The sequence below is a fragment of the Microbacterium sp. Y355 genome (assembly GCF_059445345.1).
This window is the reverse complement of record NZ_JCAIUD010000002.1, coordinates 116,476-135,394: the sequence shown is the minus strand read 5'-3', so window position 1 is coordinate 135,394 and position 18,919 is coordinate 116,476. Positions and strand designations below refer to the sequence as shown.

Below are 18,919 nucleotides of genomic sequence, written 5' to 3'. Positions count from 1 at the left end.
CCTTTCGGGTCGTCGATCGATCATCCCTTGACAGCTCCTGCGGTCAGACCCTTCTGGATTCGCTGGTTCAGGATGAGGTAAATGAGCAGCAGCGCGAACACATTGATGCTGACGGCAGCGAACAGCGGACCGTACTGGGTCGTTCCGAACTGTCCGTTGAAATTGAGGAGGCCGACTTGCAGGGTTCGCAGGTCGCCGGAGTTGGCGAATGTGAGAGCGATGAGCAGGTCGTTCCAGAAGAAGAAGAACTGTACGAGCCCGACCGTGAAAAGTCCGTTCTTCATCATGGGCACCGCGATGGAGAAGAACTGCCGATAGATGCTTGCACCGTCGAGAGTCGCCGCTTCGAACACCTCGCGCGGGATTGCGCGGAAGTACGTCGCCATGAGGAAGACCGTCAGCGGCATGCCCGTCGCGGTATAGGTGATCAGCAAGGGCCACAGCGTGCCGGTGAGGCCAATCTGGAAGTATGCGCTGAACAACGGCAGCAGAATCATCTGCGTCGGCACCATGATTCCGGCCAGGAAGATGATGAGGACTCCGCCCCGCCCCTTCCACACCAGTACCTCGAGCGCGAAAGCTGCGGCGGTACCGAGCAGGAGCATGAGGAAAAGCGCCGGAAGGACGGTGATCGCGCTGTTGAACAGTGCCTGCCCGAGACCTGCGGTGTCCCAGGCGACGATGTAGTTGTCGAAGTTCCACTGCTGCGGAAGCGCCCAGGTCGGTGACTCGAGGAACTCCTGCTGCGTCTTGAAAGATCCCAGGAAAAGCCAGACGAGCGGATACCCGACGACGACGAGAAGGAGGGCGACGAGAATCCAGATCGGTAGGCGCTTGAGCGCGCGGGACGCGCGACGAGAGACAGAGACGGAAGAGGTCATGCTGCGAATCCCTTCTTCTTCGTACCGGCATTCGCGCGGAATATGAACACGGTTACGACGAGGCAGATGATCGTGAGGAGCATGGCGATCGTCGAGCCGTATCCGTAATTGCCGTAAGTGAACGCGTTGTCGAACATTGAGATCGTCAGGGGGCTCGTCGAGGTTCCCGGTCCGCCGTTGGTCAGGGCGAGAACACTGTCGAAGACCTTCAGGGTTCCGTTGACGGAGAAGATCAGGGAAGAAACAAGAACGGGCGCGGACAGCGGCAGGATGATGTGGCGGACGAGCTTCCACCCGCTCGCGCCATCGAGTCGCGCAGACTCCAGCACATCCTCTGGGATGTCGATGAGGCCTGCGTAGAGAAGAACGCCATAGAAGCCCATCGAGCGCCAAATGTCCATGATCGCAATGACGATGAAGGCGCTGGCCCCGTCGCCGAACCAGTCGACAGGCACGCCCCCAAGACCCGAAAGCAGCGAGTTCACCACGCCCTGGGTCGGCGCGATCGAGAACAATTGCTGGAAGAGCAAAGCCACGGCGACAGTGGGCATGACCACCGGGAAGAAGACGAGCGTGCGGACGATCCCAGAGGCTCGCTTGAGCGCAAAGACATAGAGGAGCGAAAGCATGTACCCCAGCAGCACCTGCCCGACGGTCACGACGAGGGCGTACTTGAGCGTGAAGAGCAGCGCTGCGTGCACTTCCGAGTCACCGAAAAGACGGACGAAGTTGTCGACACCGACGAATTCGAAGCCGACGATGGCGTTGCCCTCGAAAAAAGTGTAGCCAAGCGACCAGATGACCGGCACGAGCATGACGACCGTATAGATCACCAGCGCAGGGCCGAGAAGGATGGCGATCGCCTTGCGGTCGCCCAACACGTTCTGCATTCGTTCTCCTGTTTATCGAGGGGGTGACAGTGCGAACCGCCACCCCCTCCGGGTCATTAGTCCAGGTCCGCCTGGACCATCGACATAAACTCCTCTGCCGAGATGCTGCCGGTCATCAGCGGAGCCGCATTGCGCTGGCTGGTGGTCGTCGCCTCAGCGGAGAACAGCGCCTCGAACCACAGCACGGTGGTCTCAGTGCTGGCGATCTGCTCCTGGACGAGCTGCGTGAGCGCGGGGACGTCCGTGACCTCCTCGTTCAGGGCGAAGCCAGAGACGCGGTTCTCCTGAGCGAGAGCGGTGCTGCCGTAGTTCTCCACGATGCAAGACAGCCAGCTCTCGGTGCCCTCGTTGACGGCTTTTGCGTTCATCGTGACCGGAAGGCCCACGTTCGCGGCGAGCTGCGAACGGTCGCCCGCACCGCCCTCTACCCCGGGGAACGGCATGAAGCCGACGTTCTCCGCGCCGATCTGGTTCATCTCAGGGTCGTTCAGACCGCTGAGGAACCACGAGCCCATGTAGAACATCGCGGCAGATCCGTTAAGGAACTGGTTCTCACTCGTGGCCATGTCGATCGATCCGACGCCCTGGCCGAAATAGCCCTCGGCGCCAAGGTCGGCGATGGCCTGTGCCGCAGCAACGTACTCCGGGTCGGTGAGGCTTGCCTCGCCGTCGGCGACTTTCTGCAGCGCATCGGGGCCCAGATCGCGGAAGATGTAGCTAGAGATGAGCCGCGTGATCGGCCAGCCCTGCTCACCACTCGCGGAGAACGGCTGGACGCCTGCGGCGTCGAGTGTGCCGGCAGCGGCGGCGAGGTCATCGAAGGTCTGCGGCTCTTCGATACCCTGCTCCGCGAAGAGCGCCTTGTTGTACCAGATACCTTCGACGTTGTATTCGAACGGCAGAGCACGGAAGCCGCCGTAGAGATTCTCGATGGTCGAAATGGCGGCGGGCTCGATGTTGTCGATGACGTCGAGATCGGTGAGAACCTCCTCAAAGTCGACGACGTTGCCAGCATCGGCGAGAGTTTGAGTCAGCGCCGGCGCGTTGCCTGCTGAGAAGAGGACGGGCAGATCGCCCTGGCCCGCCTTCAGCTGAAGCTGCTGGTCGAGATTGCTCTGGGGAACGGTCTCCACCTTGAGCGGAAGCGCCTCGGCGTCCGCGGCGCATGCGCCGTCGGCCAGCGTTTCCAGGACCGCGGGGATCTCGGTGTTCTCCACGTTGATGAAGAGAGACATAGCGTCGCCACCTGCGGACGCGCCTCCCCCGCCGCAGGCGGTGAGAGCGAGAGCTGATGCCCCGGCGATGGCGGTGAGGGCACCGCGCTTGAAATGCACTGCTGTGTTGCGCTTCATCAATTCCTCCTTGAATGGGCGAGCCTGGTTGATCACATCTTGAAGCGCTTCAGATAGTACGCTTGAAGCGTTACAAAAAGCAAGCTCTCCAATGATGGACGGATAATGATCAAATGAACTCGACGCCGAGCGCAGGCCGTCCGCGCCCCGTCATGACCGATGTCGCTCGCCATGCGGGCGTGTCCCTCGGCACAGTGTCAAACGTGCTGAATAATCCGCACATCGTCACCCAAGAGAAGCGCGAACGGGTGCTCCGGTCGATCAGCGAGTTGGGGTTCGTCCGCAATGATGCAGCTCGATCGCTGGTGACTGGACGCGCGGACACCGTCGGATTCGTCATCGTTGACGTGGGAAACTCGTTCTTCATCGACCTCGCACGCGGGGCGGAGGAAGAACTCGACGAACACGGTATCCGTCTCCTCTTGGCCAACAGCGATGTCAATCTGTCCAAGCAAGACGCGTACATCAATGTCTTCGAGGAAACCAAAGTTGCCGGAATTCTACTGGCACCACTCGATGCACCCCTGGATGCGGCTCGTGCCACCCGTGGACGCGGTGTACCCGTCGTGCATGTGAACTGGCCAGGTGAGCACGATGCCTGCGGAGTGGTCGTCGACGAGGAGTTAGGCGGCTATCTCGCCGCTCGGCATCTCCTCGACCGCGGACTCCGTCGCCTCGCGTTCGCCGGCGGCCCATTCTCCCTGTCGGCGATCGCCCAACGATTCGCCGGTGCCACTCGTGCCGTCTCGGAAGTCGACGACGCTACGCTCCAAAAGATCGAAACTCGAAGTATCAGCGTGCGGGGCGGCTACGATCTCGGCGCCACCCTCAGTGAGCGCAGCATCCCGGACCGCCCCGACGGGCTTGTCGCGGCTTCTGATGCTCTGGCGGCCGGAGCGATTCAAACGATGCAACTCGCCGGGATTCGTGTCCCAGAAGACATGGCGGTCGTCGGATATGACAACAATCACTTCGCCCAGGACAGCTCAATTCCGATCACAAGTGTCGGGCAACCCGGCCACGAGATGGGCAGGATCGCCGCGCAAGTCCTGCTGGAGGAGATCTCATCTGTTGATCATGTGCATCGCACGATCACGCTGGGCCCCACTCTGTTCGAACGCGTAAGCTCCGCCGTTTGATAGAGATTTGCAGCTGTTGCTACGCCTGACGCCTACATGAGGCATCAAAATAATGACTGATCAGGACTTTATACGGTGCCCCTGGAGGGAGTCGAACCCCCAACCCTTTCCTTAGGACGGAACTGCTCTTCCATTGAGCTACAGAGGCTGGCCCGACCAGTCTAGTCAATCAAGCGAGCTCGGTTCGCTCGTGACACCTACGCCGCCAGGGCGAGATACGGCTCCCAGCAGGGATCGCTGCGCTCAGTGCCTCGAACGGTCCAGGAGGTTCCTCGCGGTGGGCGCGGACTGAATCGCAGCTGCCACTGCATCTCCTGCGGCGTGCGGTCACTCTTGACGTTATTGCACCGCAGACAGCAGGCGACGAGGTTCTCCCAGGAATCCGCTCCGCCGCGTGAGCGCGGAAGGACGTGATCGATCGTGGATGCTGACTTGCCGCAGTACCCACATCTATGGTCGTCCCGCCTCAACACACCACGTCTGGTCACGGGGACGCGCCGGCTTCTCGGTAAGCGGACGTATCTTGCTAGGACGATGACGGCGGGACGATCGTAGGCACCACCTGCCGCCCAGACAGGATCATCCTCCACACGTTCCACCACGGTGGCCTTCTGATTCATGACGAGCACCAGGGCTCGTTTGAAGGACACCACCGCAAGCGGTTCATACCCGGCGTTCAGAACAAGTGTGCGCATCGTCTTCCTCTCGATCCGCCGGGACGGCTTCCCGGCACTCTCGACTCACACGACGCCACTCGGACGACAGAGGAAAGTACGCAGGAACCAAAAAAGGCGCCGTCTTTACAGACAGCGCCTTTCGCACACGACAAGCTCAGTGCATCCCTGCGGGCAATGCCGAAGAACGTAACGACCGAGTGCATCCATGGTGCGGATGCTCGGTATTCGTTCCATCGGCTTTCTCCCATCCGTGCGACGACGGGTACAGGCTAACCCATCGTGCCGACAGATGACGAAACAGCAGGTGAACGCTCAGACGCGTGTTGCTCCGAACCCCACCGAAAAGAGATCAGCCAGCGTTGGCAGCGAGCCAGGCATACGGCTCTACGAGTGAGCCTCCGTACCAGACTTCGAAGTGCAGGTGATTCGCCGTCGAGCGGCCCGTGCTACCGACGAATCCGATGAGCTGACCGGCAACGACGCTCTGTCCGGTCTGAACCTGACGGGAGCCGTATGTCATGTGACCGTAAGTCGTGCCAACGCTCTGCCCACCGATGACGTGATCGATCATGATCGATACGCCGTAGCCGCCGATGCTCTCGGCCGAGGCGCGGACCACGCCGGCTGCCGCCGCGTAGATGGGCGTGCCCTGGGGCGCGAGCATGTCAACGCCGTTGTGCCCGCCGCCGACGCTGCGTCCCTGGCTGTAGGAGCCCCCCGGAAGCGGGTAGCGCACCTCGCCTGAGCCCGGCGCAACGAGAGCGTAATCGCCCGGGTTGAAGTTGTTGTTCGGAATGGAAGCCACGGATGCGGCGGCTGCGGCTGCGGCACGAGCGGCAGCTGCTTCCTCTTCCTTCTTCGCCGTGATCTCCTCAGGAGTCGTGGCGGTGTATGTGCCCCGGTCAAGGGGCGCTGCGGTGGCTTGAGAGGCAACCACCAGCGACTGCGCATCGTCGAAAGCTACCTGCTGAAGAGTCGCGGTGGCGTCAACCGGATCTGCGGAAGACGCGAATGACGGAAGCGCGATTCCGGCAACCAATACACCGACGGCGCCGAAGATAGCGATCGAGCGCACCGGCTTGATCATCTTGCGTGCGGCGTCACGAGGGGCGACAGTCCGCTTTCGCTTCAGGGCTTTTTCGGGTGTATTCGTGATTGGTTCAATATCTAAGGCCAAAAGGTGATCCTCCTGCGCCTCGCGCTCGGGTAGCGCTGGCTCGTCGGCACTCTGCTTCTCGTGGCATCTGCTCGGGGCACTTTATGCGATCTGTCCGCAGAGATGACGAGCCGGTGAGGCAATCTTCACGGGTTTACCACCAGCGGGCTTTCGCTGGCGACTTGTCCGAGGTTACCGGATGATAACGATTCTGTCACCCTGAGCTGCTGATAATCGTCCGAGAGCGGATGCCGACGCACCCACCCGGCACGACTTATCAGGCTGGATCGCCCACCAGGAAGATGTGCGAAGCGAGCTCGACCGGAAGCTCAAGACCCTCATCATTGCCATCCATCTGGATCAGCACGTAGCCCTCGTTGAAGCGATAGTTGCCGTGGGAGCCGGGCATGACCCCAGCATCGCGCAGCTGCTCAAGCAGCTCGGGGTCAACCTGCGCCGGCTCAGCGAGACGGCGAACCGTTCCTTCGATCGGCCCCCCAGCAGCATTGAGCTTCTGCACGAGCCCGATGACGCCCTCATTGAACGTGTGCGCGGAAATATCGCCCAGCTGGTCAAGGCCGGGAATCGGATTTCCATAAGGCGACTCGGTCGGGTGGCCCAGCAGCTCTACGAGGCGGCGTTCGACCTGCTCACTCATCACGTGCTCCCAGCGGCACGCTTCCTCGTGCACGTAGGCCCAGTCCAAGCCGATCACATCCGCCAGCAACCGCTCTGCCAGGCGGTGCTTACGCATCACGTCGACAGACTTACGACGGCCAGACGCGGTCAATTCGAGGGTGCGGTCCTCGGAAACAACCACGAGGCCGTCCCGCTCCATGCGCCCCACCGTCTGCGAGACGGTCGGGCCAGAGTGTCCGAGCCGCTCAGAGATGCGTGCGCGCAACGGCACGATGTTCTCTTCTTCGAGTTCGAGGATGGTGCGGAGATACATCTCCGTGGTATCGATCAAATCCGTCATCTGGCCCTCCGGGGTCTTGTTAGGCAAGCCTACCTTCCCGCGCGCACGTCAGAGTTGGACACAGTGAAAGTGGTCGCATCCTCGCGCGCCTAGAATCAACGCATGGCGATCGAGATTCCCAGTGACCTCCTGCCCGTTGACGGCCGCTTCGGCTGCGGACCCTCGAAGGTGCGCCCGGCGCAGCTGGAAGCGCTACTTGCATCCGGCGCCAGCATCCTGGGCACTTCACATCGCCAGGCACCAGTGAAGAATCTCGTCGGCAGCGTCCGCGAGCAGTTCGCGAGCCTCCTCCGCATTCCCGAGGGTTACGAGATCCTGCTCGGCAATGGCGGATCGACCGCGTTCTGGGATGCTGCGGCATTCGGCCTGATCGAGCGCCGCAGCCAGAACCTCACCTTCGGGGAGTTCGGCGGCAAGTTCGCCAAGGCCGCAGGCGCCCCGTGGCTGGAGTCACCCGATGTGCGCACAGCAGAGCCCGGTTCGCGTGTCGCGGCGGAGATCGTCGAAGGTGTCGACGTGTACGCGTGGCCGCACAACGAGACTTCGACCGGTGTGTCGGCGCCCATCGAGCGCGTGGCCGCAGCCGGCGCCCTCACTGTTATTGACGCGACCAGCGCCGCGGGTGGCATCGATTTCGACGTGAGCCAGGCTGATGTCTACTACTTCGCACCGCAGAAGAACCTCGGCTCCGACGGTGGCCTGTGGTTCGCGGCGGTGTCGCCGGCCGCCATCGAGCGGATCGAGCAGATCGCAGCATCCGGTCGCTACATCCCTGAGTTCCTGAGCCTGAAGAACGCCGTCGATAATTCACGTCTGAACCAGACGCTGAACACGCCGGCACTCACGACCCTGCATTTGCTCGACAACCAGCTGAAGTGGATCAACGACAACGGTGGGCTCGCATGGGCAGGCGCGCGCACAGCAGAGTCGTCACAGGCGCTGTACGACTGGGCAGAGGCATCGGCCGTCGCAACACCCTTCGTGACGAATCCGGAGCACCGCTCCCCCGTCGTCGTCACTATTGACTTCGACGACAGCATCGACGCGGCAGCGATCGCAAAGACGTTGCGCGCCAACGGCATCGTCGACACTGAGCCGTACCGCAAGCTCGGCCGTAATCAACTGCGCGTCGCGACCTTCGTCTCAATCGAGCCGGACGACGTGCGCCAGCTCATCCGCTCGATCGACTACGTGCTCGCGAATACCGCCGGCTGACTCAAGCAACGAAAAAGGGCTGGCATCATGCCAGCCCTTTTTCGTATGCAAGTTGGGAGGATCACTCCTCTTCGTCGGACTCCGACTCGTCGTCGAAAGCGACTACGGACTCATCGTCGAAAGCAACTACAGATTCGTCGTCAGCATCCGGTTGGTCGATCGCCGACTCATCGAGTTCGTCAATGTCCACGCCGTCGAGGTCGCCGGCGTGGAGCACGCGCGATTCCGAAGCGTCAACCTCGTCATCATCGTCGTCGTCGTCCTCGTCGTCCTCGTCGTCCTCGTCGAGGACATCGTCGGACTCGTCGTCATCGGAATCCTCATCGGAATCCTCGGTCGACTCGCCCGCCTCAGCCGCAGCAACGGCTGCCTGCTCAGCAAGCTCCACCTGGTGCGCGCGATAGTCAGCAAGCCGCTCGTCCCACGGCACCCACTCCGGCGCGAGCAACGCACCCTCGTTGGGCATCAGTTCGACTTCGAGCACGGTCGGCTCGGCGCCTTCAACGCGCGCCACAGTGACCGTCCAGTACCAGCCTGGGTATCCAGGCAGACGGTTCTCGAAGCGCAGCGATACAGAGCCATCGTCCTCGGCCAGGTAGCCCGCAGGCGGGCCAACCGTCGAGGCAGGGGTGATCTCGTGCGACGCTGCGAGCGCGACGTCGTGCGCACCGATCAGGTGCGCGTCGGGCTCAGGCATCGAGGTCATCAGCGACCTTTCGCAGGACTGCTGCAATCTTGTGACTCTGGGGGCCTGCCGGATAACGTCCGCGGCGCAGATCGCCGCCGATGCTGTCGAGAAGCTTCACGAGATCCTCGACGATGATCGCCATGTCGTCGGCGGGCTTGCGCTTGGCCTTCGAGAGGCTGACGGGAGCTTCGAGCACACGCACGGACAGTGCCTGCAGACCGCGCTTGCCGTCGGCGACGCCGAACTCCACTCGAGCGCCTGCCTTGACGGTGGCGTCGGTGGGCAGGGCGGAGGCGTGCAGGAAGACGTCCTGGCCATCATCGCTGGCGATGAAGCCGAACCCCTTCTCGTCGTCGTAGAACCTGACCTTGCCGGTGGGCATGGGAAAACCTCGCTGTGTGATGGTGCCGAAAAGAAACGTCGCGTCCATGCGCGACCACCCATCAGCCTACCGGTGTTCCAGGGACTAGGCTGAGACGGATGAGCACCCAGAATTCCGGACCGGAGGTTTCCGTCCGCAGATTGGATCGCACCCTCGCTTTTACAGCGCTGACGCTCGCCGCGCTCTCGGTCATCTGCTTCTTCGCCATCATCATCGGCAGCGCGGTCGGAATGGATCAAAATTCCTTCGGTAGCGGCCTCTGGCCTATCGTCGCGGGCATCCCGCTGTATGGCCTACCCATCGCGTTCGTGATGATCATCACGCTGCTCGTGATGAGTTTCATACGGAAAGGCCGCGCCGCCAAGCGCTCCTGACCATGAGCACGCATGCACGCCCGCTCGCTGTTTGGCTGGCTGCTGCGCGCGATTCACAGCTAGCCACACTCTTCGAAGCACGCGGCGTGCGCACCGATGTCGCATGGCTCGACTTCTTCGACGCGGCAGAAGCGCTGCTGGAACCCGCATCCATCGAGCGGATGCTCCCGCGCCTGACGCTCACGGAAGCCACAGCATTGCATCGCGCAGTCGGTGGCGAAGGCGCTGGCGCTGAGACCGAGACACTTCTGGCACTGGCACTGCTGCGCCCAGACGGCACGCCTGCTCCTCCCGTCGCCGACGCGGTGGGCTCTCGAGACCGTCCGCTCGCTGCCGAGACCGCTGCGACGCACCCTGCCTCCGAGGAAGCGAATGCCCATGCGGCCGAGCGTGCATTCACAAGCGTTGCGGCGCTTGCCGACGTGCTACTGCTGGCCAGGGAGTCGCCGCTTGCCCTGCTGACCAGCGGAATCCTCGCCGCCGGAGAAAAGCGACGCATGGCGGATGCCGGTCTTCCCGTTGACGTTGTTGATGACCTCATCGCACTTGCCGAAGGTGCCGATCTGATCACGACGAGTGAGCGTCAGGTGCGCCTGACATCGGTCGGCGAGGCATGGCTGCGGCTCGCCGCCGCCGAGCGCTGGGCTCAGCTCGCAGATGCATTCCGGGCAACGCTCCCCCGCGGGCTGCGCACGACGGGCGACGGTTGGCTGCCTGTGTCTCTGTGGGATCGTCAGCATCCATGGGATTCGACCTGGGGCGAGCGCAGCTCAATTCTCAGCGAACGCGCGCGCCTGCTCGGGCTGATCGCCGATGGCGGGACCGAGCCTGTCTGGGCTTCGCCGTTGCGCGAAGGCGCCCCAGCGGACGCCGCCGCACTGCAACGGATGCTGCCCACCGAAGTCGACCGCATCTTCTTGCAGAATGACCTGTCCGCGATCGCACCTGGCCCCCTCGCGTCGGGGCTGGATGTGCGACTTCGAAGCATCGCCGCCAGAGAATCCGCGGCCCAGGCCTCCTCGTATCGCTTCACAGCCGAGTCGGTCTCGCACGCCCTGGCCGCTGGCGAAACGGCATCATCCATCCTCGAGTTCCTCGGCGAGTTGTCCCTGACCGGCATCCCACAGCCACTCGAGTACCTCGTCACCCAGACCGCGCAGCGGCACGGTCTCGTGCGCGTCTTCACGGATGCCGAGACTGGCCGCACCCGCGTCACCAGCGTCGATGCGACACTTCTTGATTCCGTAGGAGTCGACCAAGCGCTGCGTCCGCTGGGGCTTGCTCGGGATGCCGGTGGGCTCAGCTCTCGCGTCGGGCGCGACACCGTCTACTGGGCCCTGACCGATGCCCGCTATCCGGCGACCATTGTCGGCTCTGACGGTCGCCCACAGGTCGTTGACCGCAACCCCGCTCCGCCGCAGGAGCCCGTTGCGGCAGCATCCTACGATTCGCTCATTGCACGACTGCGCGCGCAGCAGGGCCCCGATGCGGATGCCGCGTGGCTGGATCGCGAGCTGGAAGCGGCCGTGCGCGCCAAGGCTGTGCTGCTGATCGAGATCGCGATGCCCGATGGCTCCACGCGCGAACTGCAGCTCGAGGCGAGCGGTCTGGGTGGCGGACGACTGCGCGGTCGTGACCGTGCAGCCGATGTGGAGCGCACTCTTCCGGTCAAGAGCATTCGTTCCGCGAAATTGGTCGGCCCTTCGACGGGCTCAGGGACCAGCAGGTGAATTTCAGGTGCCGCAGGTTGAGTCCTGTGTCGCCTCGGCGCGGTAGACTAGCCTGCTATGTCTGATGGCCCACTGATTGTCCAGAGCGACCGCACCGTCCTGCTCGAAGTCGCACACGCGGATGCCGAGAGCGCCCGCCACGAGCTGGCGATCTTCGCCGAGCTGGAGCGCGCCCCCGAGCACATCCACACCTACCGGATCACCCGTCTCGGACTGTGGAATGCGCGCGCCGCCGGCCACACCGCCGAAGACATGTTGGAGACGCTTGACCGCTGGTCACGTTTCCCGGTGCCGCCGTCGGTGTCCGTCGATCTCCGTGAGACGGTGAACCGCTACGGACGACTGGTGATCGAGCGCGACGACGAGGGCACTCTGATACTCCGCTCGAGCGAGCCGGCCGTGCTCACCCAGGTCGCGAACAACAAGCGCATCCAGCCGCTGCTGGTCGGGCATCCCTCCCCGGACACCTATGTCGTCGATGCGTGGGCGCGTGGCCAGATCAAGCAGGAACTGCTGAAGATCGGCTGGCCTGCCGAGGACCTCGCCGGGTATACCCCTGGAACTCCGCACGAGATCGATCTGGCCGAGGACGGCTGGCACATCCGGCCCTACCAGCAGGATGCTGTCAACGCCTTCTCCAAGGACGGCTCAGGTGTTGTGGTGCTCCCCTGTGGCGCAGGAAAGACGATCGTCGGAGCAGGCGCTATGGCTGCAACGAAAACGACAACGCTGATCCTCGTGACGAACACGGTCTCGGCGCGGCAATGGCGCGATGAGCTGCTCAAGCGCACATCGCTCACCGCCGAGGAGATCGGCGAATACTCCGGACAGGTCAAGGAGGTCAAGCCAGTCACGATCGCGACTTACCAGATCCTCACGGCGAAGCGGAAGGGCGAGTATGCCCACCTGTCGCTGCTCGATCAGATGGACTGGGGCCTCATCATCTATGACGAGGTGCACCTGCTGCCGGCACCGGTGTTCAAGCTGACCGCTGATCTGCAGGCCCGCCGTCGCATCGGCTTGACGGCCACTCTCGTGCGCGAAGACGGTCGCGAAGGCGATGTGTTCAGCCTCATCGGCCCCAAGCGCTTCGATGCCCCGTGGAAGCAGATCGAGGCGCAGGGGTTCATCTCCCCCGCGGCCTGCTACGAGGTTCGCGTGGATCTGCCGCCGGATGACCGGATGGAGTACGCCGCTGCGACGGATGAGGACCGCTATCGGCTCGCGGCATCGTCACCAGTCAAGATCGACGTCGTACGCGAGTTGATTGCAAAGCACCCCGGTGAACGCATCCTCGTGATCGGCCAGTATCTCGACCAGCTCGACACACTCTCCGACGCGCTGAACGCACCGCAGATCACCGGCGCCACACCGATCGACGATCGTGAGAAGTTGTACAACCAGTTCCGCGAGGGTGAGATCGAGCTGCTCGTCGTATCGAAGGTCGCGAACTTCTCGATCGATCTACCAGAGGCATCCGTCGCGATCCAGGTATCAGGGTCATTCGGTTCCCGTCAGGAAGAGGCCCAGCGTCTGGGGCGTCTGCTGCGCCCGAAGGAGTCCGGTCACACTGCGAGCTTCTACACGCTTATCGCTCGCGACACGGTCGACCAGGATTATGCGCAGAATCGCCAGCGTTTCCTCGCTGAGCAGGGCTACAGCTACACCATCCTTGACGCCGACGCGCTGGAAGCGGCGTAACCGGTCACTCTGAATCGTCAGCAGGGCTGGCGCCACAGCGCCAGCACGGGCTGACGCGATCGGCCAGCATTGCGCCGCACTCAGGGCACACCTGGGCGAGCCAGCAGGCGGAATCTCCGCCCACTTCGTCGTCGTTCATGCCGTCAGGCTACTCCGAGAATTCGGGCTCTCCGAAAGATAGTCAGCCTTCGCATCGCTGAAGTCACCATAATGGGGAGATGACTGATGCGCGCATCCTGGTCGTCGATGACGAGCCGAACATCCGTGACCTACTCTCCACAGGCCTGAGCTTCGCCGGATTTCAGGTGAAGACGGTCGCAAACGGTGCAGCCACGATCTCGGCTGTCCTCGAGGAAGAACCAGACCTCATCATCCTCGACGTCATGCTCCCCGACATGAACGGGTTCAGCGTGACCAAGCGTCTGCGTGGCGCGGGCTTCACAGCCCCGATCCTCTTCCTCACGGCGAAGGATGACACGCAGGACAAGATCGAGGGTCTGAACGCTGGCGGTGACGACTACGTCACCAAGCCGTTTGCCCTCGATGAGATCGTCGCTCGCGCCCAGGCGATCCTCCGCCGCACGATGCAGGCCGATGAAGAGTCGATCATTCGTGCCGGTGAGCTGTCGATGGATCAGGACACACATGACGTGTTCGTAGGCAAGGAGCCAATTGAGCTCAGCCCAACCGAATTCAAGCTGCTGCGCTACCTGATGCTCAATCCCAACCGTGTGCTGTCGAAGGCGCAGATCCTCGACCACGTGTGGGAGTACGATTTCAACGGCGATGCAGGCATCGTCGAGAGCTACATCTCGTATCTGCGCCGCAAGATCGATCCGCACACCGAAGAATCCGTCATCCAGACCAAGCGCGGTTTCGGCTACATGCTGAAGGTGGGCAAGTAGCCCACGAAGGGAAGCCGCATGGGGCCTCAGCCTGACGCCGTCACCGGCTGGTGGCGGCGCATCAGCCTTCGCGCGAAGGTCACCGGTGTCACCGTTGCAGTCCTCGCGCTCGGCCTCCTCGTCGCCGGCATCGGGACGGTGCCATTGCTGCGCAATTCCCTCGTCAACAACATCAGCGCGCAACTGCCGTCACTGGTCACAAGCGACCTCGCCAACCGCTGGTTCGACATTCAGGCGACCGACGGCAACCTGACGTTCATCGAGTCGGAAACTGCTCCACGTTCAGCCGAGTACTTCTTCGCGATCTATGCCGCCGATGGCACCTTCCTCGCACAGGCGGGAGGCACACCGGATGCGCAACCGCCAATGTTCCCAGAGACGTTCACTCTGGAGCAGGCGCACGCCCAGGAAGACAAGATTCTCGCCCTGGAGAGTGCAGACGGCAAAGCATTCACTGCGTCCGTCGCCGGTCGCAGTGGCCCAGCCGCCACCCTGTATGTGCAGTATGTGGCTTTGCCCCTGGAAGAGGCAGACCGCATCATCGGCCAGTACTTCGCCGTCTATACGACGGTCGCCCTTGTCACGACGCTGGTCGCGGCGCTCCTCATCCGCGGCCTCGTCACCCTCACGTTCCGTCGCCTCGGGCAGGTCGAATCCACTGCAATGCTGATCGCCTCCGGCGACTTCAGCCAACGACTCACCGACATTGAGCCCAGCACCGAGGTGGGCAGGCTAAATCTCGCGATCAACACGATGCTTGAACGCATCGATGAGTCAATCGCGCAGCGTGACCGGACAGTGCGGCATATGCGTCGCTTTATCGGCGATGCCAGCCACGAGCTGCGCACTCCGCTGGTGAGCGTGCGCGGTTATGCGGAGCTTTACCGGATGGGGGCGATTCGCGGCGAAGAGGACACCGCCAGGGCGATGGAGCGCATCGAGAAGGAAGCGATCCGGATGGGGGTGCTCGTCGAGGATCTGCTCGCTCTCGCGCGGCTTGATGAAGAGCCTGAACTGCAGATCGTGCCACTTGATCTGCGGCCGATCGCCCGTGACGCCGCGCTCGATCTACGTGCCACTGCCCCGCGGCGAACGATCACCGTCGTCGATAAGACCGTGGATGCTGTGCCCACCGCTTCGGTGCGGACGCACCCGCCGCTGCCGGAGACAAGCAGCACACCCACCACCCGAGCACGCGCGGGTGCGCTCGCCCGGCTGCGCCGCAAGCCTCGCAACACCGGGCCGGCGATGCCAGAGATCGACTTCACCGAAGCGGAAGACACTCCGGTGCGCACTCCGCCGATCATCCTCGGCGAAGAGAACAAGGTGCGCCAGGTGGTGGCGAACCTGCTGGGCAACGCGCGTCGATTCTCTGCGGAGGACAGCCCGATCGAACTCGTCGTCGATACGGATCGAGCAGCCGGCACCGGCAGCATCTCGATCGTCGATCATGGTGAAGGCATCCCGCCGCAGATCCGCGAGCAGATCTTCGAGCGCTTCTGGCGCGCTGACACGTCCAGGGCCCGAGAGACCGGCGGTTCCGGCCTCGGCCTCGCTATCGTTTCTTCGATCGTGTCTGCGCTGCACGGCAGCGTGCGCGTCGACGAGACGCCGAACGGAGGCGCCACATTCACCGTGACCTTCCCGCTCGCACCGGCTCAGGCGACTCCCGCGCACCTGCTGGAAGACACCCAGCCGCTGGAGCGACTGGACCTTGAGAACCTCTGAGAGACGCACAGCTGACTCGTTCTGCACGCATTTGTGAGGCTGTCCGGCATCCACGGAACGTGGCTTCTCCCGTCACGCGCAGATCGGCGTTCTCGTAACGTATGAGCTCCGACGAGAGGAGTTCCCATGTCCGTATATACCGTCGACACCGAGGCAGTCTTTGCAGCCAACGGTGCCGCGAGAGCCACGATGGAACGGCTGCGCAGCGAGTCGCTTGCACTGAAATCACAGCTCACCCAGTTGCAGTCCTCATGGACAGGCGCCGCATCCGTGGCGTTCCAGGGCTGCAGCGATCAGTGGAGTGCCGCCCAGATGCATGTCGAGCAGGTGCTGGATTCGATCGGCGTTGCGCTGGGGTCTGCGGCGACGCAGTACTCCGACGCTGATCAGTATTCGGCGAGCCTGTTCCGCTGACCCCGGTTGGCCCGACACCGGCGAAATGCAGAAACGCCCCGGCCGAGGCCGGGGCGTTTCTGTCTAAGCGTGTGGACTTAGAAGTCCATGCCACCCGTGGGGTCGCCAGCCGGAGCTGCGGCCCGCTCAGGCTTGTCGGCGACAACAACCTCAGTGGTGAGGAAGAGGCCGGCGATCGAGGCTGCGTTCTGCAGCGCCGAGCGCGTCACCTTGGCGGGGTCGATGATGCCAGCGGCGAACATCTCCACGTACTCACCGGTTGCGGCGTTGAGGCCGTGACCGCTGGGAAGCTCGGAGACCTTGTGAGCGACAACACCGGGCTCGAGACCGGCGTTGAGCGCGATCTGCTTGAGCGGAGCGGAGATGGCGACGCGAACGATGTTCGCACCCGTTGCCTCGTCACCCGTGAGCTCGAGAGCATCGAGAGCCTTCGTACCGGCCTGGATGAGCGCGACGCCACCACCGGGGACGATGCCCTCTTCGACGGCTGCCTTCGCGTTGCGAACGGCGTCCTCGATGCGGTGCTTGCGCTCCTTGAGCTCGACCTCGGTTGCAGCTCCTGCCTTGATGACCGCGACGCCACCAGCGAGCTTGGCGAGACGCTCCTGGAGCTTCTCACGGTCGTAGTCGCTGTCGGTGTTCTCGATCTCGCGGCGGATCTGGGTCACGCGACCCTCGATCTGCTCGGTCTCGCCAGCACCCTCGACGATGGTGGTCTCGTCCTTGGTGATGATGACCTTGCGCGCACGGCCCAGCAGGTCGAGGGTCGTGTTCTCGAGCTTGAGACCGACCTCTTCGCTGATGACCTGAGCACCCGTGAGGATCGCGATGTCCTGCAGCTGAGCCTTGCGACGGTCGCCGAAGCCGGGAGCCTTGACGGCAGCCGACTTGAAGATGCCGCGGATCTTGTTCAGCACCAGAGTCGCAAGAGCTTCGCCCTCGACGTCCTCGGCGATGATGACGAGTTCCTTGCCGTCCTGGATCACCTTGTCGACGACCGGGAGAAGATCCTTGATGTTCGAGATCTTCGAGTTCACGATGAGGATGTAAGGCTCCTCGAACACGGCCTCCTGGCGGTCTGCATCCGTCACGAAGTACGGGTTCAGGTAGCCCTTGTCGAAGCGCATGCCCTCGGTGAGCTCAAGCTCGGTACCGAAGGTCTGCGACTCCTCGACGGTGACGACGCCTTCCTTGCCGACCTTGTCGATCGCCTCGGCGATGAGCTCGCCGATCTCGGTGTCGGCGGCGGAGATGGATGCCGTGGCGGCAATCTGCTCCTTGGAGTCGATCTCCTTAGCGCTGGCAAGCAGCTCAGCGGTGATCGCTGCAACGGCCTTCTCGATGCCGCGCTTGAGCGAGATCGGGTCGGCGCCGGCTGCGACGTTGCGCAGGCCTTCACGGACGAGTGCCTGAGCGAGGACGGTCGCGGTGGTGGTTCCATCACCTGCGACGTCGTCGGTCTTCTTGGCGACCTCCTTGACGAGCTCCGCACCGATCTTCTCGTACGGGTCGTCCAGCTCGATCTCCTTGGCGATCGACACACCGTCGTTAGTGATCGTGGGAGCGCCCCACTTCTTCTCAAGCACGACGTTGCGGCCGCGCGGGCCGAGGGTCACCTTGACAGCGTCGGCGAGGATGTTGAGGCCGCGCTCGAGACCGCGACGGGCCTCCTCATCGAAAGCGATGATCTTTGCCATGAGTTTTGTCGTCCCTCCTGGACGTAGACGTTCTGGTTAGCACTCACAGTACGAGAGTGCTAACGCCCATTCTGGCACTCGACCCCATCGAGTGCAAGCCACGAGAGGCGTCTATTCTGCGGGAGGCTCCACAGGCTCAGGCGCGACGGTCATGCGGTCAAGGCCAATGGCGACGACCAGTTGCTTCTGCTCGGGGTTATTCGGGTCAGCATAGGCATCGCTCTGCGCGACCTGCGCTCCGCCGATCAGATCAGCAAGCCCGATAGCCGCCAACTGGTCGGCCTCGGCCAGGTAGTACACGGTGGTGTCGGCGAAATCCTGTGTTCCCGCGTCACCGTAGCTCACTGATTCAGGGGCCCAGCCGTTGTTGATGAGCGTCTCGCGTACCTGCACGTCCAGACCCTCCTCCGGCGTGGCGTTGAGCACCAGTACCGAATAGGTCGTGTCGACGACCCCGGTGTTTTCGGGTGCCGGCTCCGCGGTCGAGCCGACTCCGGGGAACAGAGTGATGCGTCCCATCAGCATCAACGCGACGAAGATGCCGACGACGACGATCACGAGTGCGGCAACAAAAGACCACAGCAGCACGACCCAGCCGTTCATTCCAGGGGCTTCGGCTCGATGCGCTCCTACGCGTCCAGAGGAACGGGGAACATCATCGAAGCGATCTTTGACGGGCTGAGGCACTCGTCGATGTTATCTGGCGGGGCCTTGGAATCCACACATAGTGCGCAGTCGGCGTCGCTCAGCCCGCGAATCCACGCATTCGCGCCACGCGCTTATCCGTTCTACTCTCGCGCAGCCGACGCAATCGTCGCACCAGCAGAGGGTCATGATCGAGCGCCTGCTCTGTGTCGATCAGCCGTCCGAGCAGTTGGTAGTAGCGCGCAGGACTCATGCCGAGCTTCGTGCGGATCGCCTCTTCCTTCGCGCCGCCGTGCCGCGGCCATGCGGCTTCCAGCGCGAGGATCGCGCGGTCGCGATCCGTGAGGTCTCCGAGCATGCGTCCAG

Annotated in this window: 19 protein-coding genes and 1 tRNA gene; 8 read left to right on the top strand and 12 right to left on the bottom strand. The window is 63.1% G+C overall.

Features of this window, described 5'->3' with window-relative positions; translation table 11 throughout:
- Positions 1–20 precede the first annotated feature (20 nt).
- From AC1C2O_RS17685 to AC1C2O_RS17675, 3 genes are read right to left on the bottom strand one after another with little or no spacing between them, the layout of a single operon-like run.
- Positions 21–881: a carbohydrate ABC transporter permease gene (locus tag AC1C2O_RS17685; RefSeq protein ID WP_495431884.1), complete on the bottom strand. Its 861-nt coding sequence runs from the start codon at positions 879–881 to the stop codon at positions 21–23.
- Positions 878–1,771, bottom strand: coding sequence for a carbohydrate ABC transporter permease (locus AC1C2O_RS17680; protein WP_495431883.1), 894 nt, complete (start codon positions 1,769–1,771; stop codon positions 878–880). The genes AC1C2O_RS17685 and AC1C2O_RS17680 overlap by 4 nt, the downstream gene beginning before the upstream one ends.
- 56 nt (positions 1,772–1,827) lie before the next feature.
- The gene (locus AC1C2O_RS17675; protein WP_495431882.1) at positions 1,828–3,123 is read right to left on the bottom strand and encodes an ABC transporter substrate-binding protein; all 1,296 of its coding nucleotides are present in this window, start codon (positions 3,121–3,123) and stop codon (positions 1,828–1,830) included.
- Positions 3,124–3,236: 113 nt separating this feature from the next.
- On the opposite strand from AC1C2O_RS17675, the gene AC1C2O_RS17670 reads away from it, so the two are divergent.
- Positions 3,237–4,262, top strand: coding sequence for a LacI family DNA-binding transcriptional regulator (locus AC1C2O_RS17670; protein ID WP_495431881.1), 1,026 nt, complete (start codon positions 3,237–3,239; stop codon positions 4,260–4,262).
- Positions 4,263–4,338: 76 nt separating this feature from the next.
- Here AC1C2O_RS17670 and AC1C2O_RS17665 read toward each other — a convergent pair.
- From AC1C2O_RS17665 to AC1C2O_RS17650, 4 genes are all read right to left on the bottom strand, one after another.
- Positions 4,339–4,410, bottom strand: a tRNA-Arg gene (locus tag AC1C2O_RS17665).
- A 49-nt stretch (positions 4,411–4,459) separates the two neighbouring features.
- Positions 4,460–4,957 carry an HNH endonuclease gene (locus tag AC1C2O_RS17660; protein ID WP_495431880.1) on the bottom strand — a complete coding sequence of 166 codons (498 nt, stop codon included), beginning with the start codon at positions 4,955–4,957 and terminating at the stop codon, positions 4,460–4,462.
- Positions 4,958–5,288: 331 nt separating this feature from the next.
- Positions 5,289–6,014: a M23 family metallopeptidase gene (locus AC1C2O_RS17655; protein ID WP_495431879.1), complete on the bottom strand. Its 726-nt coding sequence runs from the start codon at positions 6,012–6,014 to the stop codon at positions 5,289–5,291.
- 358 nt (positions 6,015–6,372) lie between these two features.
- On the bottom strand, positions 6,373–7,074 hold the full coding sequence (locus AC1C2O_RS17650) for an iron-dependent transcriptional repressor DtxR (RefSeq protein ID WP_495431878.1): 702 nt from the start codon (positions 7,072–7,074) through the stop codon (positions 6,373–6,375).
- Between the two features lie 102 nt (positions 7,075–7,176).
- Between AC1C2O_RS17650 and serC the strand changes: the two genes are divergently transcribed.
- Entirely contained in the window at positions 7,177–8,289 is a 1,113-nt protein-coding gene (gene serC / locus AC1C2O_RS17645) for a phosphoserine transaminase (protein ID WP_495431877.1), read from the top strand.
- A 61-nt stretch (positions 8,290–8,350) separates the two neighbouring features.
- Here serC and AC1C2O_RS17640 read toward each other — a convergent pair whose 3' ends face one another.
- On the bottom strand, positions 8,351–8,995 hold the full coding sequence (locus AC1C2O_RS17640) for a DUF3027 domain-containing protein (protein ID WP_495431876.1): 645 nt from the start codon (positions 8,993–8,995) through the stop codon (positions 8,351–8,353).
- Positions 8,979–9,359 carry a cold-shock protein gene (locus tag AC1C2O_RS17635; RefSeq protein WP_495431875.1) on the bottom strand — a complete coding sequence of 127 codons (381 nt, stop codon included), beginning with the start codon at positions 9,357–9,359 and terminating at the stop codon, positions 8,979–8,981. The genes AC1C2O_RS17640 and AC1C2O_RS17635 overlap by 17 nt, the downstream gene beginning before the upstream one ends.
- 98 nt (positions 9,360–9,457) lie before the next feature.
- Between AC1C2O_RS17635 and AC1C2O_RS17630 the strand changes: the two genes are divergently transcribed.
- From AC1C2O_RS17630 to AC1C2O_RS17605, 6 genes are all read left to right on the top strand, one after another.
- The gene (locus tag AC1C2O_RS17630) at positions 9,458–9,733 is read left to right on the top strand and encodes a multidrug ABC transporter ATPase (RefSeq protein ID WP_495431874.1); all 276 of its coding nucleotides are present in this window, start codon (positions 9,458–9,460) and stop codon (positions 9,731–9,733) included.
- Between the two features lie 2 nt (positions 9,734–9,735).
- Complete coding sequence (locus tag AC1C2O_RS17625) at positions 9,736–11,463, top strand: helicase-associated domain-containing protein (RefSeq protein WP_495431873.1); 1,728 nt, start codon at positions 9,736–9,738, stop codon at positions 11,461–11,463.
- A gap of 57 nt (positions 11,464–11,520) precedes the next feature.
- Positions 11,521–13,164 carry a DNA repair helicase XPB gene (locus tag AC1C2O_RS17620; protein WP_495431872.1) on the top strand — a complete coding sequence of 548 codons (1,644 nt, stop codon included), beginning with the start codon at positions 11,521–11,523 and terminating at the stop codon, positions 13,162–13,164.
- A 218-nt stretch (positions 13,165–13,382) separates the two neighbouring features.
- Positions 13,383–14,069 carry a response regulator transcription factor gene (locus tag AC1C2O_RS17615; RefSeq protein ID WP_033106665.1) on the top strand — a complete coding sequence of 229 codons (687 nt, stop codon included), beginning with the start codon at positions 13,383–13,385 and terminating at the stop codon, positions 14,067–14,069.
- An 18-nt stretch (positions 14,070–14,087) separates the two neighbouring features.
- On the top strand, positions 14,088–15,797 hold the full coding sequence (locus AC1C2O_RS17610) for a sensor histidine kinase (RefSeq protein ID WP_495431871.1): 1,710 nt from the start codon (positions 14,088–14,090) through the stop codon (positions 15,795–15,797).
- A gap of 126 nt (positions 15,798–15,923) precedes the next feature.
- Positions 15,924–16,211 (top strand): WXG100 family type VII secretion target, encoded by a 288-nt coding sequence (locus AC1C2O_RS17605; RefSeq protein ID WP_495431870.1) that lies wholly within the window; start codon positions 15,924–15,926, stop codon positions 16,209–16,211.
- A 77-nt stretch (positions 16,212–16,288) separates the two neighbouring features.
- Here AC1C2O_RS17605 and groL read toward each other — a convergent pair whose 3' ends face one another.
- From groL to AC1C2O_RS17590, 3 genes are all read right to left on the bottom strand, one after another.
- Positions 16,289–17,908 (bottom strand): chaperonin GroEL, encoded by a 1,620-nt coding sequence (gene groL, locus AC1C2O_RS17600; protein WP_495431869.1) that lies wholly within the window; start codon positions 17,906–17,908, stop codon positions 16,289–16,291.
- Positions 17,909–18,019: 111 nt separating this feature from the next.
- Positions 18,020–18,595, bottom strand: a complete 576-nt coding sequence (locus tag AC1C2O_RS17595; RefSeq protein ID WP_495431868.1) for a LytR C-terminal domain-containing protein — start codon at positions 18,593–18,595, stop codon at positions 18,020–18,022.
- Positions 18,596–18,653: 58 nt separating this feature from the next.
- On the bottom strand, positions 18,654–18,911 hold the full coding sequence (locus AC1C2O_RS17590; RefSeq protein WP_495431867.1) for a DUF3263 domain-containing protein: 258 nt from the start codon (positions 18,909–18,911) through the stop codon (positions 18,654–18,656).
- Positions 18,912–18,919: the final 8 nt, after the last annotated feature.